Annotated in this window: 14 protein-coding genes; 10 read left to right on the forward strand and 4 right to left on the reverse strand. The window is 70.3% G+C overall.

Going from position 1 to position 18712, the window contains the following annotated elements; translation table 11 throughout:
* The first annotated feature begins 37 nt into the window (after positions 1-37).
* Positions 38-283 (forward strand): acyl carrier protein, encoded by a 246-nt coding sequence (locus ABZ470_RS20645; protein ID WP_352012224.1) that lies wholly within the window; start codon positions 38-40, stop codon positions 281-283.
* 140 nt (positions 284-423) lie between these two features.
* Here the strand turns inward: ABZ470_RS20645 and ABZ470_RS20650 are convergent, their stop codons facing one another.
* Positions 424-1299 carry a phenylalanine 4-monooxygenase gene (locus tag ABZ470_RS20650; RefSeq protein ID WP_352012225.1) on the reverse strand — a complete coding sequence of 292 codons (876 nt, stop codon included), beginning with the start codon at positions 1297-1299 and terminating at the stop codon, positions 424-426.
* 533 nt (positions 1300-1832) lie between these two features.
* Between ABZ470_RS20650 and ABZ470_RS20655 the strand changes: the two genes are divergently transcribed.
* The 8 genes from ABZ470_RS20655 (at position 1833) to ABZ470_RS20690 (ending at position 14080) form a co-directional block, all read left to right on the forward strand.
* Positions 1833-5849 (forward strand): amino acid adenylation domain-containing protein, encoded by a 4017-nt coding sequence (locus ABZ470_RS20655; RefSeq protein ID WP_362912977.1) that lies wholly within the window; start codon positions 1833-1835, stop codon positions 5847-5849.
* 358 nt (positions 5850-6207) lie between these two features.
* Complete coding sequence (locus ABZ470_RS20660; protein WP_362912979.1) at positions 6208-7179, forward strand: amidohydrolase family protein; 972 nt, start codon at positions 6208-6210, stop codon at positions 7177-7179.
* Positions 7176-8147, forward strand: a complete 972-nt coding sequence (locus ABZ470_RS20665; RefSeq protein ID WP_362784245.1) for an amidohydrolase family protein — start codon at positions 7176-7178, stop codon at positions 8145-8147. The genes ABZ470_RS20660 and ABZ470_RS20665 overlap by 4 nt, the downstream gene beginning before the upstream one ends.
* A gap of 249 nt (positions 8148-8396) precedes the next feature.
* Complete coding sequence (locus ABZ470_RS20670; protein ID WP_362912981.1) at positions 8397-9644, forward strand: cytochrome P450; 1248 nt, start codon at positions 8397-8399, stop codon at positions 9642-9644.
* A 10-nt stretch (positions 9645-9654) separates the two neighbouring features.
* Positions 9655-10731, forward strand: coding sequence for a methyltransferase (locus ABZ470_RS20675; protein WP_362913392.1), 1077 nt, complete (start codon positions 9655-9657; stop codon positions 10729-10731).
* Positions 10728-12029: an aminotransferase class III-fold pyridoxal phosphate-dependent enzyme gene (locus ABZ470_RS20680; RefSeq protein ID WP_352012230.1), complete on the forward strand. Its 1302-nt coding sequence runs from the start codon at positions 10728-10730 to the stop codon at positions 12027-12029. Before ABZ470_RS20675 ends, ABZ470_RS20680 begins: the two co-directional genes overlap by 4 nt.
* 55 nt (positions 12030-12084) lie before the next feature.
* Positions 12085-13380, forward strand: a complete 1296-nt coding sequence (locus ABZ470_RS20685) for an MFS transporter (RefSeq protein ID WP_352012231.1) — start codon at positions 12085-12087, stop codon at positions 13378-13380.
* Positions 13381-13396: 16 nt separating this feature from the next.
* Positions 13397-14080: a methyltransferase domain-containing protein gene (locus ABZ470_RS20690; protein ID WP_362912984.1), complete on the forward strand. Its 684-nt coding sequence runs from the start codon at positions 13397-13399 to the stop codon at positions 14078-14080.
* A gap of 14 nt (positions 14081-14094) precedes the next feature.
* On the opposite strand, the gene ABZ470_RS20695 is transcribed toward ABZ470_RS20690, so the two are convergent.
* The 3 genes from ABZ470_RS20695 to rsgA all read right to left on the reverse strand — a co-directional run bounded on the left by ABZ470_RS20695 (position 14095) and on the right by rsgA (position 17088).
* On the reverse strand, positions 14095-14769 hold the full coding sequence (locus ABZ470_RS20695; RefSeq protein WP_362912986.1) for a GAP family protein: 675 nt from the start codon (positions 14767-14769) through the stop codon (positions 14095-14097).
* A gap of 235 nt (positions 14770-15004) precedes the next feature.
* Complete coding sequence (locus ABZ470_RS20700; RefSeq protein ID WP_362912988.1) at positions 15005-15952, reverse strand: GNAT family N-acetyltransferase; 948 nt, start codon at positions 15950-15952, stop codon at positions 15005-15007.
* 59 nt (positions 15953-16011) lie between these two features.
* Entirely contained in the window at positions 16012-17088 is a 1077-nt protein-coding gene (rsgA, locus tag ABZ470_RS20705; RefSeq protein WP_352012235.1) for a ribosome small subunit-dependent GTPase A, read from the reverse strand.
* 466 nt (positions 17089-17554) lie between these two features.
* Between rsgA and ABZ470_RS20710 the strand changes: the two genes are divergently transcribed.
* On the forward strand, positions 17555-18667 hold the full coding sequence (locus ABZ470_RS20710) for an ABC transporter substrate-binding protein (RefSeq protein ID WP_362912991.1): 1113 nt from the start codon (positions 17555-17557) through the stop codon (positions 18665-18667).
* The last annotated feature ends 45 nt before the right edge of the window (positions 18668-18712 follow it).

Genomic DNA, 18712 nt, shown 5'->3' on the forward strand with positions numbered 1-18712 from the left:
CAGTCCTGCACGAAGGAACAGAGGAAGGGAACCGCGCATGGGCTTTGACATGACCGCCCTGGAGAACGACCTCGTCGGCTGGGTGGCCAGGTGGAACGAGGAGACAGACCTCGTCGTCGAGGCGGACACCAACCTTCAGGGGGCCGGGCTGCTCGACTCCATGGCCCTGGTCGCGCTCGTGGCCTACCTGGAGGACCAGACCGACACCTCCTTCGACTTCGGATCGTTCAACTCCAGCGGAGGTGTCACCATCCGCGACCTCATCAAGCACTGCGTCGGATGACGGTCCACGACGCTCGCCGTCATCCCGTGCCCCACCGCCCCGCTCCACACCGGTGCGGAGCGGGGCGCGCACGGGGTGACGGTGCCCACCCGCGTACGGCGCGACCGTCCGGATCCTCGGGGAGCGGGACGGGGACGTTCTCAGGTGGTGGCGAGCGGGTCCGCGTCACTCACGGTGATCAGGAACGTCGACAGGAACTCCTCCATGTGCGCGAAGGAGTCGGCGCAGAAGAGCACCGGCTGGTACTGCTCGACCAGATAGCCCTGACCGGCCATGGACGCCACGTCCAGCGGCCTGATGTCGGCCTCCTGGAAGCGCTCCAGCTCGGCGCAGGACGAGAGCAGACTGGCTCCGCACGCCTTGATCTCCCCGTCCTCCCTGACCAGGCCGTACTCCATGGCGAACCAGAAGACGCTGGAGACCATGCCGACGGCCTCCTTGGAGCGCAGCCGGCGAACCGCCTTCCCGAACAGCTCATAGAGGTCGGCCAGCCGTTGGGCCGACAGATGACTGCCGTGACCGACCACCTCGTGGATCATGTCGGGTTCCGGGGAGAAACGCGGCATGGAGAAGTGCCGGATGTACTGGGTCGCCTGGAAGCGGCGGTCGGCCAGCGAACCATAGAAGTCACGGACCTCCACCAGGCCGGCGGCCGGGCTGAAGCGGAATCCGGTCGCCTCGTTGATCGCGGCGGAGGCCTCGCCGAGCTGCGGCAACCGGTCGTCCGGGAGCGCCAGGCGTTCCTTGCCCGCGAGGAACTCCCGGCAGGCGTGCCGCCGGTGTTTCTCGGCGAGTTCGGCGTTCACCAGGCGCCAGGTCGCGTGCTCCTCCTCGGTGTAGACGACGTCCGGCACGGGCTGCCCGGGAACGTACCGCAGGGCGGCCTCGGCGATCCCCGCCCGGTGCCTCTGGTACTCCGGGTCGTCATATCCAGGGTGGTCCTTGGCGAACACTACGGAGACAATTCCCCGCTCATCCTTGATGACGGGGGAGTAGAGGGTCGCTTCCTTGGACATCGGAGGTTCCTCTCGTCGGTGCTCGAATTTCCGCTACGGCGTTCGGGTCACTCTCGTGGAATTATCGCGATTTCCGGTGAGCATATGCAGAAATAATAACAACTCGATCCCGAAATGGAAGACCGGTTCGCAGAAAAATCGCGACCCCCGCACCCGGGAACGCACACCCGGACGCGGAATGAATCATTGCCTTTCTTCTGGGTGGAAATGTGGATCGTGAAGAGAGAACGACGGGGTTCCCCCACCGGTGGTCACTGGGCGAATGTCGCCATCACCTGCGGATATTTAGCCGTTCACCCGTGAGTCCATGTCGTTCGGCAATGACCTGCCTTCGCTCCGTCGCGGCCCGTACAAGCGAATCAGGACCGGAACCCGGAATATCGCCGACAGAATCACCGGGCCCGCGCGCCATTTCATTGAGAATTGCCGGGACGGCATCGGCCCGGACATCGGTGTCTCCGGCACCACGCATTCGAGGCCGGAACGGCAATTCGCCGGACTTTCGCGATTCGACCGACTGACAGGGGGCGGACATGACGGAAACCAGGCCGGAGAGGCCCGGAGCGGAGGAACCCGCGGCCGTTCACCCTCGTCCGGCGGCCCTGCCTCTCTCCTACTCCCAGCGCCGCCTGTGGTTCCTGCACCGGATGGACGGGCCGAGCGCCACCTACAACCTGCCTCTGGTCGTGCGGCTACGAGGCGAACTGGACCGCGAGGCGTTCCTCGCGGCGGTACGCGACCTGGTGGCCCGGCACGAATCCCTGCGCACCCACTTCGCCGAGCAGGACGGCGAACCCGTCCAGCGGATCGTCCCGGCGGATCAGGCGCGGGTGAGGGTGGAGTTCACCGAGTGCGGGGCGGACGAGATCGACGCCGCGGTCGCCGAAGTCCTCGGCCACCGCTTCGACATCTCGGCCGAACTTCCCGTGCGATCGAAGGTGATTCGCACCGGCCCCGCGGAACAGATCCTGGTGATGGTGGTCCACCACATCGCGGGTGACGGCTGGTCGCTGGCACCGCTCAGCGCGGACCTGTCGCTGGCCTACGCCGCCCGGCGCTCGGGGCGGGAACCAGGGTGGGAACCGCTGCCGGTCCAGTACGCCGACTACGCGCTGTGGCAGCGGGAAAGGCTGGGGGACCCGCGGGATCCGGAGAGCCGGATCTCCGTCCGGCTGGCCTTCTGGCGTGACGCGCTGGCGGGGCTGCCGGAGGAGCTGTCGCTCCCGGCCGACCGCCCCCGCCCGGCCAAGGCGACCTACCGGGGCGGCGAGGTCCCGTTCCGGACGGACGCCTGGACGCACATGGACCTGCTGGAGCTGGCGCACCGCCATCGGGCGACCGTGTTCATGGTGCTACAGGCGGCGCTGGCCGTGCTGCTGACCCGTTCGGGCGGTGGAACGGACATCCCCATCGGCGTGGCGACGGCGGGCCGCGACGCGGAGGCCCTGGAGGACCTGGTCGGATTCTTCGTGAACACCCTCGTGCTGCGCACCGACACCTCGGGGCGGCCGACCTTCGACGAACTCCTGCGGCGGGTGCGCGACGCCGATCTGGCGGCGTACGAGCACCGGGACCTTCCCTTCGAGCAACTGGTCGAGCATCTGCAGCCTGCCCGGTCGCTGTCCCGGCACCCGCTGTTCCAGGTGTTCCTCTCGCCCGCCGTGGGTGAGGCGCCGAACCTCCACCTGGAGGGGCTCCAGAGCGTTCCCCATCCGACCGAGAGCGGCACGGCGAAGTTCGACCTGACCCTCTATCTGGGCGAACGGCACAGCGCGGACGGCTCCCCGCTGGGACTCACCGGGACGCTGGAGTACAGCGCCGACCTGTTCGACAGAGCGACCGCGCTCGCCCTGTCGGCGCGGCTGTCCCGCCTGCTGGAGTCGGTCGCGGCGGATCCCGGGCAGCCGATCGACCAGATCGAGCTGCTCACTCCGCCGGAGCGGCACAGGTTGCTCAGGCAGTGGAACGACACGGCCAGAGCGCTGCCGCGCGCCGACGTCGTCGAGCTGATCGAACGGCAGGTGGAACGCTCGCCCGGCCGCACCGCGGTCATCTGCGAAGGAGCCGCGACGAGCTACGCCGAGCTCAACGAACGGGCGAACAGGCTGGCCCGGTACCTGCTGGAGCGGGGCGCGGGCCCCGAGCGCTACGTGGCGCTGGCGCTGGCCCGTTCCGAGTGGACGCCGGTGGCCCTCCTCGCGGTGCTCAAGACCGGCGCCGCCTATCTGCCGATCGCCCCCGGCACCCCGGCGGACCGGGTGGCCTTCATGCTGGGCGAGACCCGGCCGCTCATCCTTCTCACCGACACCCACACCGCGCAGGAGGGGCCCGGAGCCGTCCGGCGCGTCGTCCTCGACGACCACGCCACCGTGGCCGGCATGGCCGGGCACTCGGCGGAGAACCTCACCCGTTCCGACCTGCCGGCACCGGTGACCTCCGACACCGTCGCCTACCTCGTCTACACCTCCGGCTCCACGGGGCGGCCCAAGGGCGTCGCGGCCACCAGGGGAGGACTGCTGAACTATCTCTCCGACCTGCGGGAAAGGTTTCCCCTCGGGGCCGGGGACACGGTGCTCGCGACCACCAACCTCGCCTTCGACGTCGCCGGGCAGGAGCTGTACCTTCCGTTGCTCAGCGGGGCGACGGTGGTGGTCGCCCCGGCGGAGGCCGTACGAGATCCTCACCAGGTGGGCGCGCTGATCCGCCGTCACTCGATCAGCCTCGCGTCGGGCACGCCCGGACTGTGGGAGATGGTGCGTACGGCGGACCCCGAAGCGCTCCGGGACCTGCTCATCGTGATCGGCGGAGACCGGTTGCCGCGGAAGCTGGCCGTGTGCGGGGCACGTGTCGTCAACGCCTACGGCCCCACGGAGACGACCGTCTATTCGGCCTTCGCGCCGGTCGACACGGGCCCGGACGGGCGTCCCGGGGACCCGCCGATCGGGCGGCCCATGGCCAACACCCAGATCTACGTGCTGGACGCGCGCCTGCGGCCCGTCCCCGCCGGAACCCCCGGCGAGCTGTACATCGCCGGGGCCGGAGTCGCCCGGGGCTATCTGAACCGTCCCGGCCTGACGGCCGAGCGGTTCGTCGCCGACCCCTTCGGACCGGCGGGCACCCGGATGTACCGCACGGGAGACCTGGCGCGATGGGCGTCCGACGGGCAGCTGGAGTTCCTCGGGCGGACCGACCACCAGGTGAAGATCCGTGGCTTCCGTATCGAACCGGGGGAGATCGAGGCCGCGCTGACGGACGACCCCCGGATCGACCAGGCCGTCGTGCTGGCCCGCGCGGGGGAGCGGGCGGAGGACGAGCGGAGGCTGGTCGGTTACGTCGTCCCCGTGGGCGGGAACGGCCTGGACCCCGCCGAGGTGCGGGCCCGGCTGGCCGGACGGGTGCCGGAGTACATGGTGCCGTCGGCCCTGGTGGTGCTCGACGCCCTGCCGCTGACCACGAACGGCAAGATCGACCGTACGGCGCTGCCCGCGCCCGGTCCCGCCAGCGACCTCGTCCCGTCCCGCCCGCACACCGCCCGGGAGGAGGTCCTGAGCGGGATCTTCGCGGAGGTTCTGGGGCTGCCCGCGGTCGGGGCGGACGACGGGTTCTTCGAACTGGGAGGCCACTCCATGCTGGCCGTCCGCCTGGTGAGCCGGATCGCGGAGGTGCTGGGGGTCGAACTCGGGGTGCGTGCGATCTTCGACCATCCGACCGTCGCGCTCCTGGAACGGCACCTCACCCGGGGTGGCCCGCCCGACGACCTCGGCGCCGTGCTGGCCTACCGTCCCCGGGGAGAGCGCGCGCCGATCTTCCTGGTTCCCGCGATCAACGGCCTGGGCTGGTGTTACTCGGCACTGATCAGCCATCTGCCGCCGGACCACCCGGTCTACGCCCTGCAGGACCCCCGCCTTCTCGGCGGGCGTTCGGCGCTGTCCGTCACGGACCTGGCGGAGGCGTTGCTGCGGCAGATGCGGGGGATCCACCCTGCCGGGCCCTGCGTCATCGTCGGCTGGTCGTTCGGCGGCGTGGTCGGGCAGCAGATCGCCGTGGAGCTCGAAGGCCGGGGCGAGGAGGTGGCCCTGCTCGTGCTCTTCGACTCCTTCCCCGGCGGCGCGGGAGTCGGCGTCGTACGGGACGGCGTGGCGGACGTGCTGCACCTCGCCTTCGGCGGGATCACCGCACCGGGCTGGAACGGGCCGTACCGTCCACCGGCGGCGGAGCTCGCCACGGTGCTGCGGGAGTCGGGGAGCTCCCTGGGGACGCTGGAGGAGAAGATGATCGAGGACCTTGTCTCGATCACCGAGGAGAACGTCCGGGCCATGGCCGAACACCGGTCGCGGAGCTTCCACGGCCCCGTCCTGTTCTTCGACGCCTCACCGGATCCGGGTCACGACGGCCTGGCCTCCGAGGAGTGGCGGGAGACGCTCAGGGGGCCGGTCGAGACACACCGGATCGAGGCCGGGCACATGGACGTGCTGAAGGCCGACGCGACGCGTGTCACGGGGCCGATCCTGGGGGCCAGGATCCGTGACGCCGGCCTGGCGGCTTCGTGACGGGCCGGTCGCCGCGCCCCCCTCCGGCGCGGTTCACCGCCGTATCACCTGTTCAGCCGGATACGCGAAAACAGAAGTGATAACAACGTTGACTTTGAGTCTGACCACCTTGTAATGTCAAATGCGGATTAATCGCAAATATTGCGGACGCGAACCATCAATTTCATTGATGTGGAATTGTCCGGATGCGGTGGTGCGGCATTCACCTTACCCTCCGCGTGAAACGGAATACGGTTCGCACAAGTCCCGAAACCCGCCATCCCGGCTCATGGCGTCACCGACTCTTTGCGGGAACGCCGGAGGAGACGAGTATGAGGTTCGAGGAACCGACGGACCGCCCGGCTGGGGCGCAGACCACATGACGGGGCAGCCTACGGACGAGCCCGTCGTCGACGCGCACGTCAACCTCGCCACGGACCTGGCGGTTCCGCGCCGGTTCCTCGAAGAACAGGCGGCCAACGTCCATCACCGGCTGGTCTCCCACGGGCAGCCGGTCAAGCTGGGACGCGTCACCGACCGGCTGCTCGCCCTGTACCAGGATCACGACGGGGATCGGCTCGTCGCGGAGATGGACGCCGCGGGCGTCGACCAGGCGTTCCTCGTCGCCCCCGACTTCTCCCACGTCGCGGACGGGATCCTGTCACCTCCGGAGCTCGCCGAACTGCACCACAAGGTGTCGCAGCGCCATCCAGGCCGGTTCAGGGTGTTCTGGGGGGTCGATCCGCGGTCGGGCCCCGACGGGATCGCGCTCTTCGAACGGTGCCTCGACGAGTACGGTTTCGCCGGGCTCAAGCTCTATCCCCCCGCCGGTTACTCCCCGAGCGACCGCCGCCTGTACCCGTACTACGAGGTGTGCGCGCACCGGGGCGTCCCCGTGCTCAGCCACACGGGTCCCGGCTGGGGCCCGCTGGACTTCACCCACGGCCAGCCGCTGATGATCGACGAGGCGGCGCGAGACTTCCCCGGGGTGAACTTCATCCTCGGGCACGGCGGCGTCACGCACGTCGAGGAGTCGACGTACCTGTGCCTGCACCGGCCGAACGTCTTCCTGGACATCAGCCAGTTCCCCGGCGTCCTCAGCTCCGACGGCTGGCAGGCGCACCTCAACCGGCTCTTCCACCTGGGCGTCAACCACAAGATCCTGTTCGGGACGTGCTGGCCCTCCTTCCGGATGAGCGTGTCCCTCGACTCGCTGACCAGGGAGTTCAGGGAGGGGACGACCGTCTTCGCCGGAGTCAGGCGATCGCATCGCAGGCTCATCATGGCCGGCACCATCCGGCGGCTGGCGGGCGACGACGGCGCGGTGGCCGCCACGGAGAGGTCCGCGTGAACGCCGGGGCGGGCGGAGCGCCGCCCGTGCCGGTCTACGACGGTCACTGTCACGTGGCGTCGACCGACTTCATCCCGATGAGGTTCATCGAGGACGTCGTGGCGAACGTGCACCGCCGTCTGGAGGCCGAGGGCGCCGCCCCACGGCGTGGCCGGCTCGTTGACGCCTACGTCGCCCAGCACCAGGACCATCACGCGGACCAGTTGGTGCGGGAGATGGACGACTCCGGGGTGGACCGCGCCGTACTCCTCGTGCCGGACTTCACCCTCAGGATGGCCTCGCCGCTCACGATCGAGGAGATGGCACGGCGTCACCACGAGATCCGTCTCCGCCACCCGGACCGTTTCTGGGTGTACATCGGGGCGGACCCGCGCCGGGGCCCCGAGGGGGTGGAGCTCTTCGAGAGACTGGTCGACACCTACGGGTTCGACGGGCTCAAGCTCTATCCGCCGTGCGGCTACTCGCCCTCGGACCCCGGGCTGTACCCCTACTACGAGGTGTGCGCGGCGCGGTCGCTTCCGGTCTTCGTGCACACGGGCCCGACCGCGGGGAGCCTCGACTTCGCGCCGGCGCATCCGCTGCGGGTGGACCAGGCGGTGCGGGACTTCCCCCGGGTGAACTTCGTCCTCGGGCACGGTGGCGTCACGCATGTGGACGTCGCGGCGTATCTCGCGGCCTTCCGGAGGAACGTCTATCTGGACATCGGGGGTTTCGCGGGCGCGGCGACGCCCGGCGGCTGGCCCGCCCATCTGCGTCACCTGTTCCGCCTCGGCCTCAACCACAAGATCATCTTTGGTACCGACTGGCCGCTCAACCGCATCTCCGGCGGGCTCGGACGCCTGGTCGAGGAGGTCGTCCGAGGGCCCCGGGTCCTCGCCGGGCTGCCCCGCAGGGAGCACGCGCTCATCCTCAACCGCAATCTTCTGCGCGTCCTTCCTCCGCGGAGCAGGCCCAATGACATGTCCTGAAAGGAAAAACGGAGTCCGGGTCCCGGCTTTCGACGGATCGTCTTTCCGTGCCGGAAGCGGCGCGAAATCGGACATTTGTCGGGGCCGTCCAGCGTTTCAGGTTCCGGCGTTTTCAGTGTCACAAGAATGGCGGCCAAAGAGGAATTCGGGGTAGGTTATGGGCTTATTCTCGTGTTTTGTGGGCGTTGGCCTGGCCGGCGGACCGATCGACGGGCACCGGGCGAAGCCCGGACGGGGAGAGCGCGGGCAATGAGCCGACGCAGCCCCACATGGACGGCGGGAGGAGCGGGGCTCGACATCGCGGACCCGCTCCTCTACGTCGGTGACCGGCACCTCGACGTGTGGCGGGAGGCCCGCCGTACCCATCCGATCGCCTGGTGCGAGTCCGAACGCGCGGGGGGCTTCTGGTCGGTCACCACGCACCGGCTCGGCGGCCAGGTGGTCAAACACCCGGGCAGGTTCGGCTCCGCGCTCGGCATGCGGCTCGGCGGGAACGAGGCGGCGGTGAAGGCCGCCTCCGGCCGGATGCTCGTGGTGTCCGACGGCGCGGAGCACCGGGCGCTCCGCGCCGCCCACTCCTCATGGTTCAACGGCCGGGCGGTCGCGGCACTGCAGCCGGGGCTCGAACGGATGATCGACGGTCTCGTGCGGACGCTCCTCGAACGCGGCGAGGCGTTCGACGCCGTCCGCGACCTCGCCGTCGCGATCCCGACATGGCTCCTGTTCGAGATGATGGGCGTCCCGCCGGGCGACCGTGACGAACTCGCCCGTTTCATCGCCGTCGCCTTCGACGACACCGACCCCGGCCCCGCCGCGGCCTCGGCGCGGACGGCGGCGCACGCCGGCGTCTTCGCCTACTTCGCCGATCGGCTCGAAGAGGGCAGGAACGCCCCGGGCGACGACATGGTGACCTCGCTGGCCCAGGCGACCGTGAACGGACGCCCCCTGTCCGACGAGGAGGTCATCCTCAACTGCGACGGCCTGATGAACGGCGGCCTCGAAACGACCCCGCACGCGATGTCGGGCGCGCTCCTGGCGTTCATCGAGCATCCTGGCGCGTGGCGGCGGCTGAAGGAGGATCCCGGCCTGATCGACAGCGCGGTCGAGGAGATCCTCCGGTGGACCTCCCCGGCCATGCACGCGATGCGCACCGCGATGACCGACTCGACACTGGGAGCCGCCCGTATCCGCGAGGGCGACCGCGTCGTGGTCTGGTTCCCCTCGTGCAACCGTGACGAGGAGGTGTTCCCCGAGGCCGGGCGGTTCCTGATCGACCGCAGGCCCAACCCGCACATGAGCTTCGGCGGCGGGCCGCACTACTGTGTCGGCGCCGCGCTGGCGCGGATCGAACTGCGCTGTCTTCTGCGCGTCCTGCTGCGGCGCGTCGCCGCCGTCGAGCCCGCGGGAGAGGCCGTGCGTCAGCGGTCGAACTTCCTCAACGGCCTGGAACGGTTTGAGGTCACCATGGTCCCGGAGCTGCACGGCGAGGAGATCTAGCGTGCGACAGATGAACGGCGCCCCTTCGGCGGAGACGGCGACCGAGCCGATCGCCGACATCCGCGCACTCTTCGACATCTACCAGAGCGGCGTCGCGTGGCACTGCGTGTGCGCGATCAGCAGGCTCGGCGTCCCCGATCTGCTCGCCGGCGGCGCCCGCCCGGTCGCGTGGCTTGCGGCCGAGGCCGGTGCCGACGAGGACGCGCTGCGCCGTGTGCTGCGCCTGCTGTCCGGCCACGGGATCGTCACGTTCGACCCGGTGCCGGATGAGGTGTCGCTCACCGGACGCGGACGGCTGCTGTGCGCCTCGCACCCGATGTCGTTGCAGGCGACGTTCGCGACGCTGGGGATCTCCGACGTCGCGCACGCGCTGACCGAGACCCTCACCACGGGCCACGCGGCGGCGCCCGGGGTCCTCGGCACAGGCTTCTGGGAGTATCTCGCCCCGCGGCCGCAGGAGCAGACGACCTTCGGCAGGGCGATGGTGGAGCAGGCACGGTTGCTGTCGCTGCCGTGCCTGCCGCTGCTCGACTGGCCGGAGAGCGGGGTGATCGTCGACGTCGCGGGCGGCGTCGGCGTCCTGACCGCCGGGGCGCTCCAGGAGGCGCCCGGGGCGACGGCGGTCCTCGTCGACCAGCCACAGGTCCTGACTCTGGCCGGGCCGTACCTGGAGAGTCAGGGGGTGTCCGGCCGATACGCGCTCCATCCCGGCGATCTGTTCGTCCCGCCGCCGCCGGGCGATCTGTATCTGCTCGCCCGGGTGCTGCACGACTGGGACGACGCCGCGGCGGTCCGGATCCTCCGCGCCGTCGCGAGCGGGGCGCCGAGGGAGGCCCGCCTCCTGCTGTTCGAGGACCTGCTTCCCGAACACGGCGTCCCCGCCTCCCAGCAGAGCTGGAGCGACGTCGCCATGATGGTCCTGTACGAGGGGGCCAGGGAACGCACGCTGACGGAGTATCGGCGGCTGCTGGAACACGGCGGATGGCGGTTCGAGAAAGTCGTCACCGGTCCGCCGGGAATGAGCGTGATCGAGGCCGTCAGAGGTACGGCCCCGGCCGAATCGGACATCGGAGAGGTGAAGCCTTGATCGATCCTGCCGACTACCCGCTGTGGAACAGCCCCACGATGGGCGCCTACCTTCGGACGCTCAGGCCGGAGAGCATGCTGGTCGAGGGACGGGGGGTGCGGGTACGCGACCGGGGCGGACGGTGGTTCCTCGACGCCCGCTCCGGGCTGTGGAACGTCACGCTGGGATACGGCCACCAGGCCGTCGGCGAGGCCGTCAAGAAGCAGATCGACACCCTTGCCTACGCCAACCTGATCGGCTACGGACGGCCCAGCGCGATCTCCGTCGAGGCGGCCAACGCCCTCGTGCCGCACCTTCCCCCCACGATGAACAAGATCCGATACTGCAGCAACGGCGCGCAGGCGGTCGAGACGGCGGTGCTGCTGGCCCGTTTCCTGCACCGCGCCGACGGTGCGCCCGCCCGCAGGGCGGTGTTCGGCCTGTGGAGCGGCTACCACGGCCTCGGGGCCGCCGGAGGCGCGCTCACCGGCATGCCGTACGTGCACGAACAGTCCGGCCCCCTGCTGCCCGACGTCGAACACGCTCCCGGCCCGTTCACCGCGGGGCGGCCCGGCGAGGCCGGAGACCTCGAACGGCTCATCACCTCCTATGGTCCGGAACGCGTGGCGGCGGTCGTCGTCGAACCGGTGGTGGGTGAGGGCGGCCACGTGCTCACCGACGAGTACCTGCACACGCTCGCGGCCTTCTGCCGGGAGCACGGGATCTATCTGATCGTCGACGAGGTGACGACCGGGATGGGCCGCACGGGCGAGTTCACCCGCACCGGACAGGTCGGTGTCCAGCCGGACATGCTCACCCTCGGCAAGGGCCTGAGCGCCGGATACGCGCCCCTGTCGGCCGTGGTCCTGTCGGACGCGGTCTACGAACGGATTCTGGGTCTCGACTACGACCAGAAGTTCCTCATCGGCTCGACGAACGACGGTCACCCCCTCGGGCTGGCCGCCTCCATCGCCGTGGTGGACACGCTGACCGGCGACGGAGTACTGGAGAACGTGAAGCACCGGGGCGCGGAGCTGTACGCCGGTCTCACCGCGGTGGCCGAAAGGCATCCGCATGTGAACGCGGTCCGGGGCACCGGCCTGATGTACGCCGTCGAGATGCGCGGGCCGGACGGTGAGCCCGCTCACGAGGCGGCCTCAAGCCATCTGCGGCTGGCGATGGAGGATCGGGGGGTTCTCGTCTCCGCACTCGCGATAAGCCCGGCTATCATGATCATTCCCCCGCTGGTGATCTCAGCGGACGACGTGACCCAGATCGTGACGGCGCTCGACGAGGCGCTGGAGGAACTCGGCCCGTGATCCGGTGCCGGGACGTGCGAGAAGGCGGGCAGCGAGTGGATGGGGGAGCGGCACGATGAAACTCGGTCTCAAACCGGACTCGGTGGTCCGTAACCGGTCGTTCGCGCTGCTGTGGTCGAGCCAGTCCCTGTCACTGGTCGGCACGCAGATCACCCTTGTCGCGCTGCCGCTGACCGCGGTCGTCGTCCTGAACGCGACCCCGATGCAGGCCGGTGTCCTCGGCTTCCTCGAACGCCTGCCGTACCTGCTGTTCGCACCGCTCATCGGCGTGCTCGTCGACCGGGGGAGACGCAGGCCGCTGTTGATAGGCTCCGACGCGGTCAGGGCCCTGCTGCTGGGCTCGATCCCCGTCTCGTACGGCCTCGGCTTCCTGTCGATCGGGCAACTGTTCGTGGTGGCGTTCGTCATCGGCATGATGACGGTCGTCTTCGACGTGTCCTACCAGGCCTTCCTTCCCGGCCTCGTGGGGCGTGGGCACCTCGTCGAGGCGAACGGCAGGCTGCAGATCTCCGAATCGCTGGCCCAAGTAGCGGGCCCCGGGCTCGCGGGCCTGCTGATCGGCGTGCTGAGGCCGCCGGTCGTCGTCGCCATCGACGCGATCAGCTATCTCGTGTCCGCGCTTTCGCTGCTGGGCGTCAAGAGGGACGAACGCCCGGCGCCGCCCCCGTCCGGGACGGCGCTCTCGATACGGGCCTCGCTGCGCGAGGGCCTGGACATGGTGCTACGCCATCCGGTGCTGCGCTGGGCGATGATCGCCGGCGCCGTGGGGAACTTCTTCTTCGACGCCCTGACGGCCGTGTTCTTCCTGTTCCTCATCCGTGACGTCGGCACCGGCGCCGGTGGGGTCAGCCTGATCATCTCGGTGGGGAGCGTGGGGGCGCTGTGCGGCGCGTTCTGCCTGGGACCCGTCACACGTTTCCTCGGCACGGGGCGGTCGTTGCTGGTGTCCACCGCGCTGCCCGGGGTGGGGGTGCTCGGCCTCGCGACCGTTCACGGGGGCGGCATCGGGCTGGTCACCGCGGCGGCGGCGAACTTCGTCGTACTGTTCGCGGTCCCGATCTACAACGTCACGATCATCAGTCTGCGGCAGGCCGTCACCCCCGACCACCTGCTCGGACGGGTCGTCGCGACCGTGCGCATGATCTCCTGGGGCGCGCTGGCGCTCGGCTCGCTGGCGGGCGGGGCGCTGGGCGGCCGGATCGGTCTCAGGGAGACGGTGCTCGTCGCCGGTGTCGGACTGTTCGTGCCCACCGTGATCCTGTGGTTCTCGCCGGTGCGTCACATGCGCTCCGTCCAGGAACTCTCCGACGATGATCCGACCGCCTCACCGCAGGCCGCCCGCTCCGAGTGACGAGAAGGGAACGATCTTGAGCCCCTACCACGGGTCCGGTCCCGGGGAGATCACCCCGGACGGCTGTGCCGTTGAGTTCTACGACCTCCTGCCGCCGATGGGGGAGGCCGAGATCGTGCACGCGGCTCTGCCCGCCGGGGCGTCGATCCTGGAGCTCGGCTGCGGGACCGGCCGGATCCTGCGGCCCCTGGCCGATCTCGGCCACCCGGTCATGGGGGTCGACGAGTCCCCGGCGATGCTGGAACGCCTGGGAGAGCTGCCCGCCGTACGGGACCGGATCGAGACGGTGCGTCTGGGGCGCGTCTTCGACGCCGTCCTGCTCGCCAGCACCATGATCAACACGGACCCGGCGCAACGCCGCGCCTTCCTGCGGACCTGCCGTGAACACCTCGCCCCGAACGGCACGGCCGTCTTCCAGCGGACCGCCCCGGACTGGTTCGACACGGCCCAGCCGACCGCGCACGAACACGACGGCATCCGCCGCGTGGTCAGAGAGGTCCACCGGGACGGGCCGTGCGTCGACGTCGTCATCGACTACCACGTCGGCGAACGAACCTGGACCCACGCCTTCAGCCGCCACCCCGTCGACGGAGCCGAACTCGCCGGCGACCTGGCCGAGGCGGACCTGACCCTGGGCCGGTGGCTCACCGACGACCGCACCTGGTTCACCGCGACTCCACGGACCCCACGGACTCACTGACTCGCGGGTACGCCTCAGGCCAGCAGGCCGCGCAGGCCCCTGGCGAGGAACAGCATGCCGAACACCAGGATCAGCAGCAGGGACAGGGCGCCGTTGTGCCGGATCAGCCAGCCGCGCATCCGCCGCAGTCGCTGCGGGCCGTCCTTGCTGAGCGCGGTGACGTAGGGGGCGAGCACGCCGAGGCTGCCGATGACGACGAACGCGGCCGCGAGGATCACCTGCCGCCCCACGGGCAGTGGCACCCGGCCCGCGGCGACGGCACCGCCGGCCAGGGAGGCGAGGTTGACCGGGTTGGCCACGATGAGCACGGCCGCCACTCCGGCGATCCTGGGTTTGGTCATCGTGTCCATCGCGGCGATCCAGCCGGGTACCTTCGGGTCCCTGCCCTCCTTGCGGCGTACGGCCCTGCGGACACCGAAGAAGGCCGTCAGGAGCAGGAGGACGCCGATGACCAGGCTGATCCAACCGGCCCAGGCGGGCGACTCGTGGCCGGTGGCACCGGTGGCGCCCAGCAGCGCGATGAGGGCCAGCAGCACGACCCAGCTCATGATCAGCCAGGTGATCTCGAACAGCAGGGCCTTGGCCCGCCCGTTGGCGCTGATCAGCAACGCGATGACGGCCACGACCGGGAACGGTGAGACGATCAGGCCCAGCGTGTAGGGCAGCATGTCGGCGAACGCCTCACCCATGGTCGCCCTCCCGGTAGGCGATGGCCGCGGTTTCGTTGGAGCGGCGTACGGCCCGGACCCCCAAGCTGCGATTGGCTTACCCCCTTTGACCTGGGATGATGCTTGGCGATCTCGTGAACCTGCCCCATCTCGCACCACGGATACTCGGCCGCGAAGCCGCTCTGCCGACCTTCGCGACGGGCGAACGGCCCCCAGCGGTGCTGGGGGCCGTTCGTCGCGTTCGAGGAGCGGGAGGTCAGACGCCGAACGCCGCCGGGTAGCGGATGACGCCGCTCGGGACCGGCTGTTCGGGGTTGAAGGCGAGCGCCATCATGTACTTGTCCTCGACGTCGAAGGGCGGGCGGATTCCGTACCCGGAGGCCGGGGTGAAGCCGAAGCGGGGGTAGTACTCGGCGTGGCCGAGCACGAGCACCAGGTTCTCGCCCTGCTCACGGGCGGCTCGCAGAGCGGCGCGGATGGCGGCGGACCCGGAGCCCTGCCGCTGATGGTCGGGCTTGACGGCGCACGGGCCCAAGGTGAGGGCGGGCGAGTCGCCGACGTGGCAGCGGGTGAGCAACGCGTATCCAGCGAGATCGCCGTCGGGGGCCTCGGCCAGCCAGGACAGGCCGGGCAGCCACGCCTGCGGGTCGGCTCGCAGCGCCTCGACAAGGTCGGCCTCGTGCGGGCTGGGGAAGGCGGCGAGGTTGATGTCGCGGATGGCGGCGACGTCGCCGGCGTTCTCGGGACGGGTGGTCCAGGAAGAGGTCATGGTCGGGTTCGTCTCCTTGTCCTTCTGCGGATGCAGGACATAGCCGGTGTACCGGTAGTCAGCGCCGTGCTCGCGGCGCATGGTGATCTCTTGCAGGGTGGCCGCGACCGCCTCGCGCATCCCGGGTACGGCCAGGTCGGCCGCGTGGACGCGCTGTGACAGCGGCGTGCGGTACTCCTCGAACCAGTCGAGGTACGGCTGACGCAGGTCGACCGCGGTGACCTCGGCTCCGGCCTGGGCCGGCACCAGCGAGGAGCGGCCCGGCCCGCAGCCGATGTCCAGCACGCGCGGGCGCGGCACCGGCGGCCCGGCCAGGGACAGCAGGTGGCGGGTGGTCGCGTCGGAGCCGGGGCCTTGACGTGCCAGGTCGTCGTGCAGGGCGAAGAACGCCGCCACTGTGGGGTCGCCGACCGGGTCGCGCGGACTTCCGGGCATGGTGGTGCGGCCTCCGGGTGACCGATGAGCGGTCGAGGAGGTCGGTGGGACGCGGCCGGTCATGGCTGCTGGTCCCGGAACCTGTAGGTGGCGCGCAGGTGACTGGTGATGGCCTTCTGCCGGTTGACGCGCTCGTCGCGCAACCGGGCATCGGTACGTGCGGCCGCCCAGGCGTTCTCCCGTTGCAGCTTGCGGTAGCTGTCCAGACGGCGTCCGGCCAGCTCGCCCGCGTCGATGGCGGCCTGAACCGCGCAACCCGGTTCGGTGTCGTGGGCGCAGTCGCCGAAGCGGCAGTCCCGAGCGAGGCGTTCGATCTCGGCGAAGACCTGCTCCAGGCCGTCGGCGGCGTCATGCAGGCTGATCCCGCGCAGGCCGGGCGTGTCGATGAGGACCCCGCCGCCGGGCAGGGGAACCAGTTCGCGGCGGACCGTGGTGTGGCGGCCCTTGCCGTCCTGCTCGCGTACCGTGCCGGTGGCCAGCCGCTCCTCACCGAGCAGCGTGTTGCCGAGGCTGGACTTGCCCGCGCCCGAGGGACCGAGCAGCACGGTGGTACCGCGCACCAGCGCGGCCAGCACGTCGATGTTGTGACCGGTGGCGACGCTGGTGACCAGGACGTCCACGCCGGGTGCCAGCGCTTCGGCCTCGGCGTGGACGGCCTCGGGATCGTCGGCCAGGTCCGCCTTGGTCAAGACGATCACCGGCTGCGCCCCGCTCTCCCAGGCCAGGGCGAGCAGCCGCTCCAGTTTGGCCGCGTCCAGGGGCGTGGCCAGGGACAGGGCGATGACGACCGTGTCGACGTTGGCGGCGAGCACCTGTCCGTGGGAGGACCTGGACGCCGACGAACGCACGATCGCGCTGTGCCGCGGCAGCAGCGCCGCCAGGTGCGGTTCGGCGCCCGGGCGCAGCGCGGCCCAGTCGCCGGTGCAGGGCGTCAGGAGCGGGTCGGGCGGGTACGGCGCGGCGAACGAGGCCCGCAGCGGGCCCGACGTGGTGATCGCCGTGCACAGGCCGCGATCGACCCGGGAGATCCGGGCCGGCACGAGGCCCGCTTCGTAGTGCTCGGTGAAGGTTCGGTCGAGTGCGCCGGTCCACCCGTACCTGAACAGGCCGGATGGATCGGTGTACGTGTATGGCAACGTGAGAGACCCTTGCGGAGAAGGGGCCCCGACGAGACGCGGACATCACCCCGCCTGGCGAACCCGATGGCTCAAGGCTGGGGGAAGAAGTGGGTCAGACCGGGGCCCGGGACGTGAGGTTGGTCCGGGCGCTGCCCATGGCAGCGGTCTTCACCGCGGTCATCAAACCTCACCTCCCTCCCACACCGATCCAATACCGAACGAACGGCAGCCTAGCACCCCGACCAGGGTCAGTTGTACCGCTGCCGGTGAGGTCCACCGTGACCTTTCCTCACCGACGCCGTGGAACGACCGCTCGGACGCGGACCACGGACGTTCGCACACTGGTGCACGCGACGCCGACGCGTTCCGGCCCTGACGGCGGTGGCCTCATCACCCGGGCGCGCCCCGCCGCGTACGATCAGGCCTTGCCACTCCGTGATCCAGGCAACCGCTCAATGACTCACCGCACAGGAGACGCCAGCACATGAACACGTCATCGTCGTCATCTGGAGCGGAACGGGCCGCCGAGTCATCCATCCGGATCGGCGCTCTTGCCCCGCTGACCCGGCCTGGCTGGGTCGAGGCGGGCCGGCACCTGGTCGCCGGACTTGAGCTGGCCGTTCACGAGGTCAACGACGCCGGGGGCATCGCCGGAAGGCCGCTCGAACTGGTGGTCAGGGACACCGCGGCCGATCCGCAGAAGGCCTCGGCGGCCGTGGACGAACTGGCCGGTCTGGGGGTGACCGCCCTCGTGGGGGAGTATCACAGCGTCGTCGCCCGAGCCGCCGCGGCCAGGGCCGACGCCCTCGGCCTGCCGTTCCTCTGCTCGTCGGCGGTTCTCGACGAGCTCACCGAGCGGCCGACGGAGTGGGTCGCGCGCCTGGCCCCCGCGCAGTCCCACGGCTGGCGGATCTACGCGGACTTCCTTCTCCGCGCGGGCCACAGCCGGATCGCCGTGGCGATCCAGCCGAGTGTCTACTGGGCGTCCGGGACCCGCGTCCTGCGGGACCACCTCGCCCCCCGTGGCGGCACCGTCACCGAACTCGACATGCTCGCACTCACCCCCGCGGCCGTGTGCGACGCACTCGTCCGTGACCGCGCGACAGCCCTTCTCCTTCTGGTCGGTCACCCGGAACCGGCGGCGTCGATCGTCACGTCCGTCCGCCGTGACCCGCGCCTCGGCGAGATCATGATCGGCGCTCCGGCCGGGCAACCTGAGTCCGCCGAGTGGGCGACGCTGCTGGGCGACGACGGCGTCGCGATCCCCTTCCTGCGCTACCTGCCCGAAGTCCTCAGCCCGCTCGGCGCACGCGTCGAGACGGCCCTTCGCGAACGGCTGGCCGAAGCACCCTCCTTCGTGGCCTTCGAGGGCTACGACACGATCGCCGTCCTCGCCGACGCGCTGCGGTCCCACGGCACGGACCGGGCACGTGTCGCCGAAGCATGGCCGCACGTCGCGGTCGAGGGCACCCGTGGGTGGATCCGGTTCTCCCGCACCCCGGGCATCAGCGTCCGGCAGTGGGTCTGGGCACCGGTCCAGATCGTCGACCGGGACCCGGCGGAACCCGGTCGCCTCCGGGTCCTGCACTCCGGCTGAGCCGGTCCTCCCTCGTAGGATCGGCGGCATGGCGACGAGGCTTGT

Origin of the sequence: Streptosporangium sp. NPDC020072 (genome assembly GCF_040631445.1) — a bacterium.
In the GTDB taxonomy this organism is placed as follows: domain Bacteria; phylum Actinomycetota; class Actinomycetes; order Streptosporangiales; family Streptosporangiaceae; genus Streptosporangium.

What these genes read in the sequence shown, in the direction of transcription:
- ABZ470_RS20645 (WP_352012224.1), top strand. Translation starts at nt 38, where the DNA reads ATGGGCTTTGACATGACCGCCCTGGAGAACGACCTCGTCGGCTGGGTG.
- ABZ470_RS20650 (WP_352012225.1), bottom strand. Translation starts at nt 1,299, where the DNA reads ATGTCCAAGGAAGCGACCCTCTACTCCCCCGTCATCAAGGATGAGCGG.
- ABZ470_RS20655 (WP_362912977.1), top strand. Translation starts at nt 1,833, where the DNA reads ATGACGGAAACCAGGCCGGAGAGGCCCGGAGCGGAGGAACCCGCGGCC.
- ABZ470_RS20660 (WP_362912979.1), top strand. Translation starts at nt 6,208, where the DNA reads ATGACGGGGCAGCCTACGGACGAGCCCGTCGTCGACGCGCACGTCAAC.
- ABZ470_RS20670 (WP_362912981.1), top strand. Translation starts at nt 8,397, where the DNA reads ATGAGCCGACGCAGCCCCACATGGACGGCGGGAGGAGCGGGGCTCGAC.
- ABZ470_RS20675 (WP_362913392.1), top strand. Translation starts at nt 9,655, where the DNA reads ATGAACGGCGCCCCTTCGGCGGAGACGGCGACCGAGCCGATCGCCGAC.
- ABZ470_RS20685 (WP_352012231.1), top strand. Translation starts at nt 12,085, where the DNA reads ATGAAACTCGGTCTCAAACCGGACTCGGTGGTCCGTAACCGGTCGTTC.
- ABZ470_RS20695 (WP_362912986.1), bottom strand. Translation starts at nt 14,769, where the DNA reads ATGGGTGAGGCGTTCGCCGACATGCTGCCCTACACGCTGGGCCTGATC.
- ABZ470_RS20700 (WP_362912988.1), bottom strand. Translation starts at nt 15,952, where the DNA reads ATGCCCGGAAGTCCGCGCGACCCGGTCGGCGACCCCACAGTGGCGGCG.
- ABZ470_RS20710 (WP_362912991.1), top strand. Translation starts at nt 17,555, where the DNA reads ATGAACACGTCATCGTCGTCATCTGGAGCGGAACGGGCCGCCGAGTCA.